At 71.2% G+C, this 17,009-nt stretch carries 15 protein-coding genes and 1 pseudogene; 11 read left to right on the forward strand and 5 right to left on the reverse strand.

The window, feature by feature from the left end; genetic code table 11:
- The first annotated feature begins 1 nt into the window (after position 1).
- From QSU92_RS02480 to QSU92_RS02495, 4 genes are read left to right on the forward strand one after another with little or no spacing between them, the layout of a single operon-like run.
- Complete coding sequence (locus tag QSU92_RS02480; RefSeq protein WP_289264610.1) at positions 2-1,273, forward strand: DUF445 domain-containing protein; 1,272 nt, start codon at positions 2-4, stop codon at positions 1,271-1,273.
- Positions 1,270-1,647, forward strand: coding sequence for a gamma-glutamylcyclotransferase family protein (locus QSU92_RS02485; protein WP_289264611.1), 378 nt, complete (start codon positions 1,270-1,272; stop codon positions 1,645-1,647). Before QSU92_RS02480 ends, QSU92_RS02485 begins: the two co-directional genes overlap by 4 nt.
- Entirely contained in the window at positions 1,644-2,546 is a 903-nt protein-coding gene (locus QSU92_RS02490; protein WP_289264612.1) for an agmatinase family protein, read from the forward strand. The genes QSU92_RS02485 and QSU92_RS02490 overlap by 4 nt, the downstream gene beginning before the upstream one ends.
- Positions 2,543-3,016: a SixA phosphatase family protein gene (locus QSU92_RS02495; RefSeq protein ID WP_289264613.1), complete on the forward strand. Its 474-nt coding sequence runs from the start codon at positions 2,543-2,545 to the stop codon at positions 3,014-3,016. Before QSU92_RS02490 ends, QSU92_RS02495 begins: the two co-directional genes overlap by 4 nt.
- Positions 3,017-3,022: 6 nt before the next feature.
- On the opposite strand, the gene hutI is transcribed toward QSU92_RS02495, so the two are convergent.
- Genes hutI through hutH form a run of 3 tightly spaced genes read right to left on the reverse strand, consistent with a single transcriptional unit; the run spans position 3,023 to position 7,442 of the window.
- Positions 3,023-4,219 (reverse strand): imidazolonepropionase, encoded by a 1,197-nt coding sequence (gene hutI, locus QSU92_RS02500; protein ID WP_289264614.1) that lies wholly within the window; start codon positions 4,217-4,219, stop codon positions 3,023-3,025.
- Entirely contained in the window at positions 4,216-5,877 is a 1,662-nt protein-coding gene (gene hutU / locus QSU92_RS02505) for a urocanate hydratase (RefSeq protein WP_289264615.1), read from the reverse strand. Before hutU ends, hutI begins: the two co-directional genes overlap by 4 nt.
- Positions 5,874-7,442 (reverse strand): histidine ammonia-lyase, encoded by a 1,569-nt coding sequence (gene hutH / locus QSU92_RS02510; protein WP_289264616.1) that lies wholly within the window; start codon positions 7,440-7,442, stop codon positions 5,874-5,876. The genes hutU and hutH overlap by 4 nt, the downstream gene beginning before the upstream one ends.
- Before the next feature lie 52 nt (positions 7,443-7,494).
- Between hutH and QSU92_RS02515 the strand changes: the two genes are divergently transcribed.
- A complete protein-coding gene (locus QSU92_RS02515) occupies positions 7,495-8,280 on the forward strand; it encodes an IclR family transcriptional regulator (RefSeq protein WP_422880410.1) in 786 nt (261 codons plus the stop codon).
- Between the two features lie 3 nt (positions 8,281-8,283).
- Here QSU92_RS02515 and QSU92_RS02520 read toward each other — a convergent pair whose 3' ends face one another.
- Positions 8,284-9,297, reverse strand: a complete 1,014-nt coding sequence (locus tag QSU92_RS02520; protein WP_289264618.1) for a LacI family DNA-binding transcriptional regulator — start codon at positions 9,295-9,297, stop codon at positions 8,284-8,286.
- A 201-nt stretch (positions 9,298-9,498) separates the two neighbouring features.
- On the opposite strand from QSU92_RS02520, the gene QSU92_RS02525 reads away from it, so the two are divergent.
- The 4 genes and pseudogenes from QSU92_RS02525 (at position 9,499) to QSU92_RS02540 (ending at position 14,686) form a co-directional block, all read left to right on the forward strand.
- Positions 9,499-10,758 carry a sugar ABC transporter substrate-binding protein gene (locus QSU92_RS02525; protein WP_289264619.1) on the forward strand — a complete coding sequence of 420 codons (1,260 nt, stop codon included), beginning with the start codon at positions 9,499-9,501 and terminating at the stop codon, positions 10,756-10,758.
- 1 nt (position 10,759) lies between these two features.
- A pseudogene (locus QSU92_RS02530) lies at positions 10,760-11,856 on the forward strand (carbohydrate ABC transporter permease).
- Entirely contained in the window at positions 11,853-12,767 is a 915-nt protein-coding gene (locus QSU92_RS02535) for a carbohydrate ABC transporter permease (RefSeq protein WP_289264620.1), read from the forward strand. Before QSU92_RS02530 ends, QSU92_RS02535 begins: the two are co-directional and overlap by 4 nt.
- Positions 12,764-14,686, forward strand: coding sequence for a glycogen debranching N-terminal domain-containing protein (locus QSU92_RS02540; protein WP_289264621.1), 1,923 nt, complete (start codon positions 12,764-12,766; stop codon positions 14,684-14,686). The genes QSU92_RS02535 and QSU92_RS02540 overlap by 4 nt, the downstream gene beginning before the upstream one ends.
- A gap of 12 nt (positions 14,687-14,698) precedes the next feature.
- Here QSU92_RS02540 and QSU92_RS02545 read toward each other — a convergent pair whose 3' ends face one another.
- Positions 14,699-15,175, reverse strand: coding sequence for a YbaK/EbsC family protein (locus QSU92_RS02545; protein ID WP_289264622.1), 477 nt, complete (start codon positions 15,173-15,175; stop codon positions 14,699-14,701).
- A 71-nt stretch (positions 15,176-15,246) separates the two neighbouring features.
- Here QSU92_RS02545 and QSU92_RS02550 point away from each other — a divergent pair, with 71 nt between their 5' ends.
- Entirely contained in the window at positions 15,247-15,684 is a 438-nt protein-coding gene (locus QSU92_RS02550) for a pyridoxamine 5'-phosphate oxidase family protein (protein WP_289264623.1), read from the forward strand.
- Between the two features lie 131 nt (positions 15,685-15,815).
- A complete protein-coding gene (locus tag QSU92_RS02555; protein ID WP_289264624.1) occupies positions 15,816-16,889 on the forward strand; it encodes a Glu/Leu/Phe/Val dehydrogenase family protein in 1,074 nt (357 codons plus the stop codon).
- The last annotated feature ends 120 nt before the right edge of the window (positions 16,890-17,009 follow it).

Here is a 17,009-nt window from a genome sequence, read left to right on the forward strand (position 1 = left end):
GATGGCGCGTACCCCGACGGCTCTGCTGAGCCCCGCCGACCAGCAGCGGCGCCGCGGCCTGCGCACGATGAAGGCCGTGGCCCTGGGCGCTCTGCTGGCGATGGCCGTGGTGTTCGCCATCGCCTTCTCGCTCCAGGAGCAGGTGCCCTGGCTCGGTTACGTCCGCGCCGCCGCCGAGGGCGGCATGGTGGGAGCCCTCGCGGACTGGTTCGCGGTGACGGCGCTGTTCCGGCATCCGCTCGGTCTCCCCATCCCGCACACCGCCATCATCCCCAAGCGCAAGGACGAGATCGGCCGCACGCTCGGCGAGTTCGTCGAGACCGAGTTCCTGCGCGGTGACGTCGTGCGCACGAAGCTCGCCGCGACCCATGTGTCGCGCCGGGCGGGCGAGTGGCTGCGCGAACCCGCGCATGCAGCCCGGGTGGGTTCCGAAGCCTCGGTGATCGCCGCCGGCGTCCTGCGCGCCCTGAGCGATGACGATGTGCGCGACGTGATCGAAGAGCTTGCTCGCGAGCACGTGCTCGTTCCGGAGTGGGGCCCTCCCGTCGGCGCGTGGCTCGGCCGAGTGATCGACGCGGGCGCCCACCACAGCGCCGTCGATCTGGCCGCGGAGACCATCGACCACTGGCTCTCGGCCAACAGAGTGGCGTTCGAGGGTCTGGTCTCGCGGCGACTGCCCAGCTGGGTGCCCCGGATCGCTCAACGCCTCGTCGACGAGACGGTGTACAACGAAGCGGTGAAGTTCGTCGCGGCCGTGCGCGCCGATCCCGATCATCCGGCGCGGCATGCGATCGACGGCTACCTCGAGCGGCTCGCCCAGAACCTGCAGACGGACCCCGCCACCATCGGACGACTCGAAGACGCCAAGGGCGCGCTGTTCGACAGCCCGCGGGTCCGCGAACTCGCCGCGCAGGCCTGGGGCACCGCGAAGTCCGGACTGCTGGCTGCCCTCGACGACCCCGACAGCGGCCTGCGCCGCCGACTGACCGATGCGCTGGCCGACATCGGCGAGCGTCTGGTGACCGACACCGCACTGCAGCAGCGTGCCGACGGCTGGGTGACCGAGGCGGCGGTCTTCCTCGTCGACCGATACCGCCACGACATCGCCTCGATCATCACCGACACCGTCGAGAAGTGGGACCCCGAGGAGACCACCGAGAAGATCGAGCTCATGGTCGGGCGCGACCTCCAGTACATCCGGCTCAACGGCACCATCGTCGGGTCGCTGGCGGGTCTGGTCATCTATACGATCGCCCGCGCCATCTGGGGATGACGCTCCTGCGGCGCTACAGTGAGCGCGTGGAATCGATGGGCGGCGAACTGCTCTTCAGCTACGGCACACTCCAGCAGCCCGAGGTGCAGCTGGACACCTTCGGCAGGATCGTCGAGGCCGAACCCGACATCCTGCCCGGATTCACGGTGGACTACGCCGAGATCGTCGACGAACGCGTCGTGGATGTCTCGGGGCACGCGGTGCACCCCATCGTGCGCCCCACGGGCAATCCGCTGGACAAGGTGGTGGGGAAGGTCATGTCCATCACCGAGGACGAGCTCGACGCCGCCGACGAGTACGAGGTCTCGCTCTATCGCCGCATCTCGGCCCCGCTCGCCAGCGGCCGCGTCGCCTGGGTGTACGTGACGGCGTGAGCGGCCTCTTCCACGACCCGCTCTGGCCCCGTGCCGGCGAGTGGCCGTCCGCGCACGACGGCGCCGAGATCTCGGGGCGCGTCGATGTCGCGATCCTCGGCGTGCCGACCTGGCGGACGTCGCTGTCGGCGACCGGAGCGCACGCCACCCCCGCCGCCGTGCGTGCGGCGCTGCAGCGGTACAGCGCCACCCTGATCGGTCCGCCTGCGCTCGACCTCGACGCCGCACTGTCGATCGTCGACGCCGGGGACGTGCCCGAGCCCGACGGCGACGCCGGCGAGGCGCGCGTCCGCCGAACTGTGGCCGACCTCGTCGCCCGTGGCGCGTTCGTCGTCGGTCTCGGTGGCGACAACGCCGCGACCGTGCCGGTGGTCCAGGGTGGGCGGGCGGGCGGCCTCATCACCCTCGACGCCCACCTCGACCTGCGCGACGGCAGGTCGAACGGCTCGCCGGTTCGCCGGCTCATCGAGGACGGGCTCGATCCACGACGGATCGTGCAGATCGGCATCGCGGACTTCGCCAACTCCCCCGCGTACGTCGCGCGCGCCGTGGAACTGGGGATCACCCTCATCACCCTGGATGAGGTGCGCCGTCGCCCCGCCGCTGACCTCATGGCCGAGGCGTTCGAGATCGCAGGAGCGGGTGCAGGCGGCGTGCACCTGGACATCGATGTGGATGTCTGCGACCGCTCGGTCGCACCGGGCTGCCCGGCCTCGGTTCCGGGTGGGCTGAGCGCTGATGCGCTTCGCGCGCTGGTGCGGTCGGCGACGTCCGATGCCCGGCTGGTCTCAGCCGATATCGTCGAGGTCGACGCGACGGCCGACACCGAGGACGGCCGGACGGTGCGACTGGCCGCGCTGTGCGTCCTGGAGCTTCTGGCGGGGAGAGCGATCCGATGACGATCGAACTGGTGCTGGCGCGACATGCGAAGTCGGACTGGGGCGACCCCGGGCTCCGCGATCACGATCGCTCGTTGAACGAGCGCGGCCGGCGCGATGCGCCGCGCATGGCCGCGCGCCTGGCCGGAACGGGGTTCCGCCCCGATGCGCTGCTGTCGAGCACCGCCGTGCGCGCCCGCACGACCGCGGAGGCCTTCGCCGCGGCGCTGGAGACCACGGTCACCCTTGTCCCCGACCTGTACGGCGCCTCACCCTCGACGCTCCTCGCCACCGCGTCGGAAAGCGGCGCCCTGCGGGTGATGCTCGTCGCCCACAACCCCGGGATGGCGGAGCTCGCCGACGCCCTCTCCGGAGGCCGGATCGGCGAGATGCCCACGTGCGCGGTCGCCCGGTTCCACTGGGATGATGACGACTGGGCCGTCGTCGGCGCGGTCGACCCGACGGAGTGGCACATCGACACACCCCGCTGAGGCGAGCTACGCGACGCGTCCGCCGTCCTTCCAGACCGCCGCGACGATCGGCACACCCGGCCGGTAAGCCAGGTGCGTCCTCGACGGCGCATCCAGCAGCACCGCATCGGCCCTCATCCCCGGAGCCAGGGCGCCGACGTCGCTGCGTCGGAGCGCCCGAGCCCCTCCCGCTGTCGCCGCCCACACCGCCTCGGCGACGGTCAGACCCATCTCGCGCACCGCGAGGGCGACCATCAGGGGCATCGAGCTGGTGAAACTCGACCCGGGGTTGCAGTCGCTCGCGAGGGCGATGGTGACGCCGGCGTCGACGAGCCGACGGGCGTCGGGGTAGGGCTGCCGCGTGGAGAACTCCACCCCGGGCAGGAGCGTGGCGACGGTGGCCGACCCCGCGAGCAGGCGGACATCGGCGTCGGTGAGGTACGTGCAGTGATCGACGGATGCGGCGCCGAGACCGACCGCCAGGGCGACACCCGGGCCCTCCCCGAGCTGATTCCCGTGCACGCGGGGCTGAAGGCTGCGGGCGAGGCCCGCCTCGAGGACCCGGCGCGCCTCCGCCGCGGTGAAGGCGCCGTCCTCGCAGAAGACATCCACCCACTTCGCCACGGGCGCGCAGCGCTCGAGCATCGGCCCGCACACGAGATCGACGTAACCCTCGCGGTCACCGGCGTACTCCGGCGGGATCACGTGAGCTCCGAGGAACGTCACCTCGTCGGTCACCTCGGCCGCGAGGCGAGCAAGCCGCTCCTCGTCGTCGACGGTCAGCCCGTACCCCGTCTTGATCTCCACCGTCGTGGTTCCCTGGCGGCGCATCTCGCCGATGAACCCGGCAAGGCGATTCCGAAGCTCCTCGTCCCCGGCCGCACGTGTGGCCTCGACGGTGCGACGTATGCCCCCGGCGGAATAGGACCTGCCGGCCATCCGAGCCTCGAACTCGTCGGCGCGGTCACCCCCGAACACCAGGTGCGTGTGTGAGTCGACGAACCCGGGAAGCACCGCCCGCCCCGCGGCATCCACGGTCCTCATCCCGGTCGTTGAGCGAGCGAAGCGAGACGAAACGTCCGACGCCTCCCCTGCGGCCCCGACCCATGCGATCCGACCGTCGTCGATCAGCACAGCGGCGCCGCGGAGCGTGCCACACGCGTCGCCGTCGCGGGCGACGTTCGTCGTCAGCTCCCCGATGTTCGTGATGAGCGTCACCGTCACGGCATCGGAACCTTCAGCCCGCGCTCGGCAGCGACCTCGCGCGCGCGTTCGTAGCCGGCGTCGACGTGGCGCATGACGCCCGTTCCGGGGTCGTTGACGAGCACGCGCGCGAGCTTCTCGGCGGCGAGCGCCGACCCGTCGGCGACCGTCACCTGTCCGGCATGGATGCTGCGGCCGATGCCCACGCCACCGCCGTGGTGGATCGAGACCCAGGACGCCCCCGAGGCCGTGTTGAGCAGGGCGTTCAGCAGCGGCCAGTCGGCGATCGCGTCGGAACCGTCGGCCATCGCCTCGGTCTCGCGGTACGGGGAGGCCACGGAGCCGGCGTCGAGGTGGTCGCGCCCGATCACGATGGGTCCGGCGAGCTCGCCGGAGGCGACCATCTCGTTGAATCGCAGACCTGCGAGGTGGCGCTCCTGGTAGCCGAGCCAGCAGATGCGCGCCGGGAGTCCCTCGAAGTGCACCGCGTCGCCGGCCTTCTCCAGCCACCGCACGAGCGCGGCGTTCTCGGGGAAGAGCGCCTTCACCGCGGCATCCGTCTTGCGGATGTCTTCGGGGTCGCCCGACAGCGCCACCCAGCGGAACGGGCCGCGCCCCTCGGCGAACTGCGGACGGATGTACGCCGGTACGAAGCCCGGGAACGCGAAGGCCCGGTCGAAGCCGCCCAGTTGCGCCTCGGCGCGGATCGAGTTGCCGTAGTCGAAGACCTCGGCGCCGGCGTCCTGGAAGCCGACCATCGCCGCGACCTGCGCGGCCATCGATTCGCGTGCCCGGCGAGTGAACTCCCCCGGGTCGCGCTCGGCCTCGAGGCGCCACTGTTCGACGGACACACCGACGGGCAGGTACGACAGCGGGTCGTGCGCGCTGGTCTGGTCGGTGACGATGTCGATCGGGGTACCGCGACCCAGCAGCTCCGGGAAGACCTCCGCCGCGTTCCCCACCACGCCCACCGACAGCGCCTCGCCGGCCGCGCGCGCCGCGACGACGCGCGCGACGGCGGCGTCGAGGTCGGTCGTGTACTCGTCGAGGTAGCCGTGCTCGACGCGGCGCGCGAGGCGCGACTCGTCGACGTCGACGATGAGCACCGCTCCCCCGTTGAGGGTGACCGCGAGCGGCTGCGCGCCGCCCATGCCGCCGCATCCCCCGGTCAGGGTCAGCGTGCCGGCCAGATCGTCGCGCCCCATCGACCGCGCGACGGCAGCGAAGGTCTCGTACGTGCCCTGGAGGATCCCCTGCGTGCCGATGTAGATCCACGACCCCGCCGTCATCTGGCCGTACATCGTCAGGCCCAGGTGCTCGAGGCGGCGGAACTCGGGCCACGTCGCCCACTCGCCGACGAGGTTGGAGTTGGCGATGAGCACACGGGGCGCCCACTCGTGCGTGCGGAAGACCCCCACCGGCTTTCCGGACTGCACCAGCAGCGTCTCGTCGGGCTCGAGGTCGTCGAGGGTGCGGACGATCGCGTCGTACGCCTCCCACGAGCGGGCGGCTTTCCCGGTGCCGCCATAGACGACGAGGTCGTCGGGGCGCTCGGCGACCTCGGGGTCGAGGTTGTTCATGAGCATGCGTTTGGCCGCCTCCGCTCCCCAGCTCTTGGCGGTGCGGTCCGCGCCACGGGGCGCGCGGATCGCGCGGGCCGGTGCCTGGACGTCGGTCATGAGTGCTCCTCGGAGGTGATCGGGGAAAGGGCGGATGCCGCGGCGCGGGCGATCGCACCGCGGGAGACGAGGTCGGTGACCGCCTCGATCTCGGGCGAGAGGAAGCGGTCGGGACCGGGGACGCCGGCGGCCTCGCACACGAGGTCGGCGACGGCGCCGGTGGCCGGTGCCGGCCGGAGCGGGGCGCGCAGCCGCTGTGCCCTCGCCCCGGTGATGACCTCGATCGCCAGGACACGGGCGAGGCCATCCACCGCGCGTCGGAGTTTGCGTCCCGCCGCCCACCCCATCGACACATGGTCTTCCTGCATCGCCGAGGACGGGATCGAATCCACCGATGCCGGGGCGGCGAGGCGCTGGAGCTCCGACACGATGCCCGCGGCGGCGTACTGGGCGATCATGAGTCCCGAATCGACGCCGGGCTCGTGGGCGAGGAAGGGGGGAAGGCCCTGATTGCGTGCGACGTCGAGCGCGCGGTCGGTGCGCCGCTCCGAGATCGACGCCACATCGGCGACGGCGATCGCGAGGAAGTCCAGCACGTAGGCGATCGGCGCCCCGTGGAAGTTGCCGTTGGACTCCACGCGGCCGTCGAGGGTGACGACGGGGTTGTCGATGACGGCGGCGAGTTCCCGCTCGGCGACCAATCGTGCGTGGGTCAGGGTGTCACGGGCGGCGCCGTGCACCTGCGGGCTGCAGCGCAGCGAGTACGCATCCTGCACCCGCGTGCACACCTCGGGATCGCGATGACTGGCGACGATGCCCGATCCGGCGAGGAGAGCCCGCAGGTGCGCGGCCGAATCCCGCTGACCGGGGTGCGGCCGCAGCTGCATCAGATCGGCGGCGAACACCGCGTCGGTACCGAGCTGGCTCTCGATGGACAGCGCGGCGGCGACATCGGCGGTATCGAGGAGCATCTCCAGGTCGTGGGCGGCGAGGAGGAGCATCCCCAGCATCCCGTCGGTGCCGTTGATGAGGGCGAGCCCCTCCTTCTCCTCGAGCACGAGAGGGGTGAGGGATGCCGCGGCGAGCGCCTCCCGCGCCGACGTGACGTCACCGCCGCGCACCCGCACCTCGCCCTCCCCCATGGCCGCGAGCGCGACGTGGGCGAGGGGTGCGAGGTCGCCCGAGCACCCGAGCGAGCCGTACTCCCGGACGACCGGGGTGATCCCGGCGTTCAGCATGCCCGCGTAGACCTCGACGACCTCGGCGCGCACACCCGTGCGCCCCGACGCGAGGGTCTGGAGGCGCAGGAGCTGCAGCGCCCGAATGACTTCGTCCTCGACCTCGGCGCCCGTCCCGGCGGCGTGCGAGCGGATGAGGCTCGCCTGCAGCTGTCGCCGTCGCTCGGGGGCGATGAAGGTGGTCGCAAGCGCGCCGAAACCCGTCGAGATGCCGTAGTGCGGGCGCGGGTCGTCGGCGAGGCTCTCGATGAGGGCACGGGTCTCGCGCACCTGCGCGAGTCCCGCGTCGGATACCCGGACCGCGGCACCGTGACGGGAGACGGAGACGACATCGGCCCCGGTGAGCGGGCGATCGCCGACGAGCACCTCGGAGGACAGCAGGGACATGACTCGATTGCACTCCTCGCCATCGTGCGACGCCAGCGCCCCGTGGCATCCTGTGTCTGTGATCTCAGACAGCCGCACGTCGAAGGCGAGGCCGCAGGTTCCGGCTGCCGACCAGACGCTGCGGATCCTCTCGCACCTCGCCCGTCAGCGCGGGCCCGTGCCGGCCCGGACGATCGCCGACGCTCTCGCCCTTCCGCGCTCGACGGTGTATCACCTGCTGACCACGCTCGAGCGGCGCGGATTCGTCGTCCACCTCACGGCCGAGCAGCGCTGGGGCCTCGGCATCGCGGCGTTCGAGCTCGGCGGCGGTTACGCGCGTCAGCAGCCGCTGGCACGTCTCGGACGCCCGCTGGTGGCCGCTCTCGCCGACCGTCTCGGCGAGAGCACGCACCTGGCGGTCATGAGCGGCCGCGACGTGCTGTACCTCGTGGAGGAGCGCGCGCCCGGTCGCCCGACGCTCGTGACCGACGTCGGGGTGCGCCTCCCCGCCCACCTCACGGCGACCGGACGCGCCATGCTCGCCGCCCTCCCCCCGGCTCAGGTGCGGGCCCTGTTCCCCGACGCGTCGGCGTTCGCCGATCGCACCGGGCGCGGACCCCGGCGGCTCAGCGAGCTCCGGCGGATCCTCCGCGACGTCCGCGGGGACGGAGTCGCCGAGGAGCACGGCGAGGTGACGCTGGGATTCCGGTCGGTCGCCGCCGTCGTGCGGGATCACGCCGGGTGGCCCGCGGCGGCGGTCGCGACGACGTGGGCCGAGGAGTCGACGCCTCGGCATCCCGACGTCGCCGCGCTCGTACGTGACACGGCGGGTGTCCTCGCCCGCCGCATCGGCGGGTGAGCGTCAGCGGACCACGAGACGCGGCTCGACGAGCATCCGCTCGGGAGGGCCCTCGCCGCCGGCGATGCGGCGCCCGGTGTCATCGGTGAGGAGGTCGAGCACCGCACCGGCCACGAGCTCAGGCGCCTGCTCGACGCTCGAGAGCCCCAGCGCCTCGGCGACCGGGGTGTTGTCGAAGCCGATGAGTCCGATTCCGGTCGCGCCGGTGTCGACGGCGGCCAGGTGAGCCCCGACGGCGAGGGCGTCGCTGACGCACACCACGGCGTCGATCCCGTCACGCACGACCGGATCGGCGAACGCCTCAGCCATCACGCTGCGGGCCTCCGCCACGCTATCGGGCACGCGGAAGACCCGACCCGTGAGCCCCGACGCTCCCATCGCCTCACGCCATCCGCGCTCCCGGTCGTCGCCGGTGCCCGCGTCGGGAGGCCATCCGAGCCACGCGACACGGGCTCCCCAGGACTCGAGCGCGTGCCGCGTCGCGGCCCGGGTGCCGGCCGCGCCGTCGACGTCGACCCAGGAATGCCCGGACTCCCACACGTCGCCGCCACCCCAGGGCCGCCCGAAGGCGGCGTAGGGAAGCCGCCGTCCGTCCAGCCACCCCGTGCGCGGATCGCCGAAAGCCGTACCGGTGATCACCGCCGCATCGATCTCGCCGCCGTCGATCAGGTCGCTGAGCCGCGCGATCTCCTCGTCCTTGCTGCGCGCGCTGTAGATGAGCACCCGCAGAGCGCGCTCGTTGGCGTTCTCGGTCAGGGCGTGGATGAAGCGGTCGAGGATGACGCCGGAGATCCCCCCGGTGAAGGGATCGATGTGCACGCCGATCGTCGAACTGCGCCTCGTGCGAAGGCTTCGCGCGGCGACATGCGGGCGGTAGGCGAGCTCGTCGATCGCGCGCTGCACACGTACCCGGGTCTCCTCCCGCACGACCGCGGGGCTGTTGATGACGTTCGAGACGGTCTGCCGCGACACCCCCGCGCGGCGCGCGACATCTTCGACGGTCGCCGCCTTCGCCATCTCCCGCCCCCTTCGGTCCGATCCGCACGGGGATCTGAACGATCAAAATCGTTACCCGAGCGTAGCCGTCCGTCGTTGACACACGAAAGAGCCGAGCCGTAGTCTTCCAGCGACACCGAATTTGAACGTTCATATTTGATCGTTCATACACCCCCGGATCACCCGAATGGTGTCGCGACTTCATTCAAAGGAGAGGGAGACATGACACGCAGGAAGATGCGCGCCGCCTTCGGCGCAGGAGCGATCCTCACCGCCGGAGCGCTGGTGCTCACCGGATGCGGCGGTGGAAGCTTCGACGACGACGGCGGCGGCGGAGCCGCGGCCGACGGCGAGCTGACCTCCTCCGACGACCCGATCACCGTCCTCATCGCCTCGAGCGGCGAGGCCGAGGCCACCGCCGTCGAGGACGCCGTCGCCGCGTGGTCGGCCGAATCGGGCGTCGAGGCGAGCGTCGAGATCGCCAGTGACCTCAACCAGCAGCTCGCTCAGGGATTCGCCGCGGGGTCGCCGCCCGACCTGTTCTACCTCTCCCCCGACGCCCTCGCCGGCTACGCCGACAACGGCTCGCTGCGGGCGTACGGCGATGAGCTCTCCAATGCCGGCGACTTCTACGCGCCGCTGGTGGAGAACTTCACCTACGAGGACGAGTTCTACTGCGCCCCGAAGGACTTCTCGACCCTCGCGCTGATCATCAACACCGACCTGTGGGAGGCCGCAGGACTGACCGAGGACGACGTGCCCACGACGTGGGACGAGCTCGCCACCGTCAGCCAGACCCTCACGACGGGCGGTGTCACCGGCCTCGCCTTCGGTCCCGAAGTGCAGCGTGTGGGCGCCTTCATGGCGCAGGCCGGCGGCGGACTCGTCACCGACGGCGCAGCGACCGCGAACAGCGACGAGAACGTCGAGGCGCTCGAGTACGTCAAGACCAACCTCCAGGGCGGCAACTTCGCCTACGCCACCGACATCGGCGCGGGTTGGGGCGGTGAGGCGTTCGGCCTCGGCTCCGCCGCGATGGTGATCGAGGGCAACTGGATCGAGGGGGCCATGCGCAACGACTACCCCGACGTGAACTACCTCGTCGCCCAGCTCCCCGAGGGCCCCGGCGGCCCCGGCACGCTGCAGTTCACCAACTGCTGGGGCATGGCCGCCGACAGCCCCAACCAGCAGGGTGCGCTCGAGCTGGTGGAGTACCTGACCGCCTCCGAGCAGCAGCTGGCCTTCTCCGAGGCGTTCGGCATCATGCCGTCGCTGGAGACCACCGCCGATGCGTGGCGCGAGGCCAACCCCGACCTCGCCGCCTTCATCGACGGCGCGGAGTACGCGCAGTTCCTGCCGACGCAGGCCGACGCCGCCGCGGTGATCACCGACTTCAACGCTCAGCTGGAGTCGCTCGCCGAGTCCGACCCCGCGACCATCCTCGACTCGGTCCAGGGCAACCTCGAGGCCGTGGTCGGCTGACATGACCGCCACGGTCACCACCCCCCGCGCCGGGTCCCGGAACAACGGGATCCGGCGCGGGGAGGCCGCCGCGGGGTGGGTGTTCGTCCTCCCCGTCATCCTGATCCTCGGGCTGTTCCTGCTGATCCCGGTGCTGATGGCGCTCTGGGTGAGCTTCTCGGACTGGGCGGGACGGGGAAGCCCCTGTCGGGGACGGTGAATTTCGTCGGCCTGGAGAACTATGCGTCGGTGACGACCGGCGGCGGGCTCGCCGAGCGCGACTTCGGCATCTCGCTGCGCAACATCGCCTGGTACGTCCTGCTCGTCGTGCCGCTCCAGACGGCGCTGTCGCTCTTCCTCGCCGTGCTGGTCAATCGTGCGGTGCTGCGCGGGCGCGGCTTCTTCCGCACCGCCTTCTACTTCCCCTCGGTCACCTCCTCGGTGGCGATCACGATCCTGTGGCTGTTCCTCTTCTCCCAGACCGGTGTGGTCAACGCCGTCCTCGCCTGGATCGGGATCAGCGGGCCGAACTGGTTCCAAGAGCCGAGCGGCATCGTCCACAACGCCCTCACGGGGCTCGGGATCACGAGCGGTCCGCAAGCCCTCACCCAGACAGACGTGCTCGGCGTGAGCCTGTGGGAATGGCTCGCCGGCCCCTCCGTCGCGCTGTCGGCCTTCATCCTCATGGCGGTCTTCACCACCAGCGGCACCTTCATGCTGCTCTTCATCGCGGCCCTGCAGAACGTCGGCGGCGAGCTCGGAGAGGCCGGGATGATGGACGGCGCCAACGGCTGGCAGCGGTTCTGGCAGATCACACTCCCGCAGCTGCGCCCGACGATCTTCACCGTCGTGACCCTCGGGGTCATCGGAGGCTGGCAGGTCTTCGATCAGATCTACACCGGCACCGAAGGCGGGCCGGCCAAGACCACGGTGACCCCGGCGTATCTGTCCTACGAGGCGGCGTTCACCCGTCAGGAGTGGGGCGAGGGGTCGGCGATCGCCTTCCTGCTCTTCCTCATCATCATCTTCTTCACGCTCATCCAGCGCTGGGTGCTGCGTGAACGCGGGGTCTCCAAGCGACGCGCCGCACGCTACGAAGTGAAGGGTGGCCGGTCATGAGCGAAACGGTCCCGCCGCAGGCGAAGGTCGCCCAGGTCGATCCCGACCGGTCCGCCCCCGCGCCCCGCACCCGGCGGGGCCTCTCCCGCCGGGTCAGCGGTCAGATCTTCCTGTACGCGCTGCTGGTGATCCTGGCGATCATCTACATCTTCCCGTTCCTCGTGCAGGTCGCGACGTCGTTCAAGACCGATTCCGAAGCGGCCAGCAACGCCCTGTCGCTCATCCCGCAGACGGTGACCTTCGCCGCCTACGAGACGCTCTTCGGTCGAAGCGACTTCCCGCTCTGGTTCGTCAACTCCACGATCGTCACGGTGGTGGTGACTCTCGGCCGGGTGTTCTTCGTCTCCCTCGCCGGCTATGCTCTCGCGCGGCTGCACTTCCGGGGCCGGGGTGCCATCTTCGCCCTCGTCGTGGCTGTCATGGCGGTGCCGGCGGTGGTGCTCCTCATCCCGAAGTTCCTGGTGCTGAACCAGATCGGCATCTACGACACCTACGCGGCGATGATCCTGCCGCTCCTCGTCGACGCAGCCGGGGTGTTCATCATGAAGAACTTCTTCGAGTCGATCCCGGTTTCGGTCGAAGAGCAGGCCCGTATCGACGGCGCCGGCGCGTTCCGTGTGTTCTGGTCGGTCGTGCTGCCGATGGCGCGGCCCGCCCTCATCACCATCGTCATCCTGTCGTTCCAGGGGTCGTGGAACGAGCTCAGCCACTTCATCGTCGCCACGCAGTCCCCGGAGCTGACCGTGCTCACCAAGGGTGTCGCGTCACTGGCATCCGGTCAGCTCAGTCAGGGCACGCAGTACCCGATCAAGCTCGCCGCGGCGCTGATCATGACGATCCCGGTGGCCGTGCTGTTCTTCATCTTCCAAAAGCGCATCATGAACACCAGCGAAGGAGCCGTCAAAGGATGAACCCCCTCACCGAGCCCGCGACCCGCACACGCCAGCCTCTGCTCGACGACGCGGTGATCGCGCTGCGCGCCCCCACGCAGGTGTGGTCGCGCGAGACCGGCGACGCCGGTGCGGGGGCGATCGACGGCATCTACCACGGCGACGTCCGCCACGTGCGCGACCTGGAGCTGACCTGCGACGAGTCCGAGATCGAATGGATCTCCGTCGCCCCCGACGGCCCGTCGCGGGTGGTCTTCACCGCGGTGCTGCGCGGCCTGGATGACGACACCCCCGACCCCAAGGTGCGGCTGCTGCGCGAGCGGGTGGTCACCCCGGGCAAGGTCAGCGAGATTTGGACGCTGCGGTCAGCGCGGGACGAGCCGGTCTCGGCGACTCTCCGGCTGCGTGCCGGCGCCGAGTTCGCGTCCCTCCACGACGTCAAGGGCGGCGCTCCCGAGGCTGCGGTGTCCGACGTCCACGGGACGGATGCCACGGCATCGGCCCGCTCGCAGACGGCGTCGTTCATTCTCGAGGCGGCCGGCGGCGTCGTCGAGACGAGCGGATCCGACATCCGGGCGGCATGGTCGATCGCCCTCCCCGCCCGCGGGGAGGGGACGGTGTCGTGGCGGATGGTGCTGGACGACACCACCCTGGTCGTCCGGGGGGCGGCCCGCCCGACCCGCGTCGACACGAACGCCGCGATCGCGGCCGCCCAGGGCGGCGATCCGCGTCTCGGCCGGTGGCTCGAGGTGGCCCTCGGCGACCTCGACGCCCTGCGGCTCACGCTTCCCGACGAGACCGGCGACGCGTTCTACGCGGCGGGCGCTCCCTGGTTCTTCACGCTGTTCGGGCGGGATTCGCTGTGGGCGGCACGCCTCGCCCTTCCGCTCGACGTCGGCATGGCGGCATCCACCCTCCGTGTCCTCGCCCGGCTCCAGGGTGATCGGGACGAGCCCGATTCGGCGCAGGAGCCGGGGAAGATCCTCCACGAGCTGAGGGCGACCACGCTCGAGCAGCCGGGCGAGGGGATCGCCCTCCCCCCGCTGTACTACGGCACGGTCGACGCGACCGCGCTGTGGGTGTGCCTCCTCGCCGACGCGCGGCGCGCGGGCATGCCCGAGGCCGAGGTCGCCGCCCTCGTGCCGGCCCTCCGCGCGGCGCTGAGATGGCTCGTCGACCACGGCGACAACGACGGTGACGGCTTCATCGACTACCTCGACCGCACCGGCCACGGCCTCGCCAATCAGGGGTGGAAGGACTCCGGCGACTCCATCCAGTGGCGCGACGGCCGCCTGGCGGAGGGTCCGATCGCGCTGTGCGAGGTGCAGGGCTATGCGTACGAGGCCGCTCTGGCCGGGGCCGAGATCCTCGAGGGCCTCGAGGGGGACGACGAGGAGGCTGGCCGGCTGCGCACCTGGGCCGCCGATCTGCGCGAGCGCTTCGCCGCGTCGTACTGGGTCGACACCCCCGAGGGGCGGTACCCGGCGGTGGCCCTGGACCGCCACAAGCAGCCCGTGGACACCCTGACCAGCAACATCGGTCACCTCCTCGGAACGGGCATCCTCGACGCCGACGACGAGGCGCATGTCGCGCGGCTCCTTCTGGACCCCTCGCTGTCGAGCGGATTCGGCATCCGCACCATGTCGACCGGAGCCACCGGGTACTGGCCGCTGTCGTACCACGGTGGGAGCGTTTGGACCCATGACACCGCCATCGCCGCGCACGGGATGCTGCGGGCCGGCCTCCGCGCGGAGGCCGAGCAGGTCGTCGCCGGCCTGCTCGCTGCGGCGGAGGCGTTCTCGTACCGGGTTCCCGAGCTTCACTCGGGCGACCCGGTCACCGAGACGTCTCGCCCCGCGCCCTACCCTGCGGCCTGTCGTCCGCAGGCCTGGTCGGCAGCTGCGGCCGTCGTCGCACTGACGGCACTGCAGGGACGCTGACGCGGCGCCCGCTCAATCGACCTTGCTGACCGTTCCGCCGGTGAGGCGCACCAGCTCGTCGAAGGTGAGCGGGAAGACGGTGTGCGGCGTTCCGCCGGCGGCCCAGATCTCGGGGTACTGCGCGAGATCCTCATCCACGACGGTGGTGAGCGCGGCCGGGTGACCGGTGGGGGCCACTCCCCCGATCGCCTGGCCCGTGGCATCCCGCACCTGCTCGGGGGTCGCACGCTTGATGCTCTCTCGACCGAGGCGGGCGGCCAGCGCGGCGGTGTCGACACGGTGCGCGCCGCTGGTCATCACCAGGAGCGGTTCGCCGTCGCTCCAGAACACCAGGCTGTTCGCGATCGCCCCCACCTCGACACCCAGCGCCTCGGCGGCGAGGACCGCGGTGGAGGCGGCGTCGGGGAGCACGACGATGTCACCGGCGATTCCGGCGGCGCGGAGGGCGTCATGGACCAGGCGGCTGCGGGCGGGAAGCGAGGACGTCATGACCGCCAGCCTAGGGTCGGAGGTCGCCGATACCGTGACGGCGATCTGACCCAGACGAGACAAGGAGCACGATGATGGCCCTTCTCACTCCCGGAGACCCGGCGCACGACAAGGCACGACGACTGCTGACCTCCGAGCTGATCGCGTGGTTCACCACGGTCGCGGCCGATGGCACCCCCCATGCCGTGCCGGTGTGGTTCCTCTGGCACGACGAGGCGGTGTGGGTTCTCACGCGTCACGACTCGGTGAAGGCCCGGCACGTGAAGCACGGTTCCCGGGCGCTCGTGCACCTGAACACCCAGGGGCGGTTCGGGGCGGATGTGGTCGTTCTGACCGGTTCCGCCGAGATCCTGGAACAGTCGGCCGCCGAGTGGATCACCCCGGTGCGCGACACCTGGGAGGCGAAATACGCCGAGGGGATCGAAGACTTCGGGATGCCGGCGGACACCATCCTGGAGGAGTTCTCCGCAGTCATCCGCATGCAACCGGAGAAACTGCTCACCTGGTGACCTCGTGGCGAGCGTCGTCGCGGCGCGGCGTGGTTGAACCGCGGCGTCGGCGGTGATGCAATGGAGTCGGATGCGGCGAAGCGGCCGCATCCGAAAGAGCATGCCCACAAGGCCCGCCGAAAGAGGACGCGATGTCGCACACCCTGCCCCTGCCCGATTTCACCCACGAGCGCGTGGAGGTGATCACGGGGCGGCGGAGCGGTCTGTTCCTCGCCGTGGCCCTGCATTCCTCCGTGCTCGGTTCCGCGCTCGGCGGCGCGCGGCTGTGGACGTACCCGCACTGGAGCGACGCCCTCGGCGACGCCCTGCGCCTCTCCGCGGCGATGACGCTGAAGAACGCCGCGGCCGGGCTCGATGCGGGCGGCGGCAAAGCAGTCATCGCCCTCCCCGAGGGGACGATGCTCGACGCCGATCGTCGCCGCGCGGCCTTCCTCGACCTCGGCGACGCCGTCGAGTCGCTGAACGGCCTGTACCGGACCGCGGAGGACGTCGGCTCCACCACGGAGGACATGCTCACGGTCCGCGAGCGCACGGAGCACGTCGTCGGCCTCCCCGATGCCGTCGGCGGCTCGGGTGAGCCGGCAGGACCCACGAGCCTCGGTGTCTACGCATCGCTCCAGGCGACGCTCGAGCGCGTGACCGGCAGTGCGGATGTCGCGGGCCGGCGCATCACGATCTCCGGCCTCGGACAGGTCGGCAGTCGCCTCGCCCTGCGCCTCGCCGCGGAGGGAGCCGTCCTCACGGTGACCGACGTGAACCCCGCCAAGCGCGACCTCGCCCGCGAGCTGCAGGCATCCTGGAGCGAGCCCGGATTCGAGCACCTCGTGCCGGCCGACGTCTTCGTGCCCGCGGGGATCGGCGGCATCCTCACCTCCGAGGTGATCGACGACCTCGACACTCAAGCGGTGTGCGGCCCGGCGAACAACCCGCTGGCCGAGCACGCCGGCGCCGACCGGCTCGCGGCGCGCGGCATCCTCTACGCTCCCGACTTCGTCGTCAACGCCGGCGGGGTGATCTACCTCGACCTCGAGGCGAAGAAGCTCGGCACGAGGGCGGAGATCATGGACCGGGTCGCCGGCATCGGCGACACCCTCCGCCGCGTGTTCGACGACGCCGCCGAGCGTGGCATCACCCCGCTCATGGCCGCCGAGGGTCTCGCCGCGCAGCGGCTGTCCGTCGGCCACCGAGCACCGGCACTGGCCTGACCCGCGCCCCGCGCGGGCCCGCCGCGACCCGTCAAGAAATGCTGCCTCCTTCGAATCCGAGCAGCAGTTTTTGACGGGTCGCGGCAGATGCTGCCGTCGAACGAAAGAAGAGCCCGCCCT

It is taken from the genome of Microbacterium sp. ET2 (assembly GCF_030347395.1).
Taxonomy (GTDB): domain Bacteria; phylum Actinomycetota; class Actinomycetes; order Actinomycetales; family Microbacteriaceae; genus Microbacterium; species Microbacterium albipurpureum.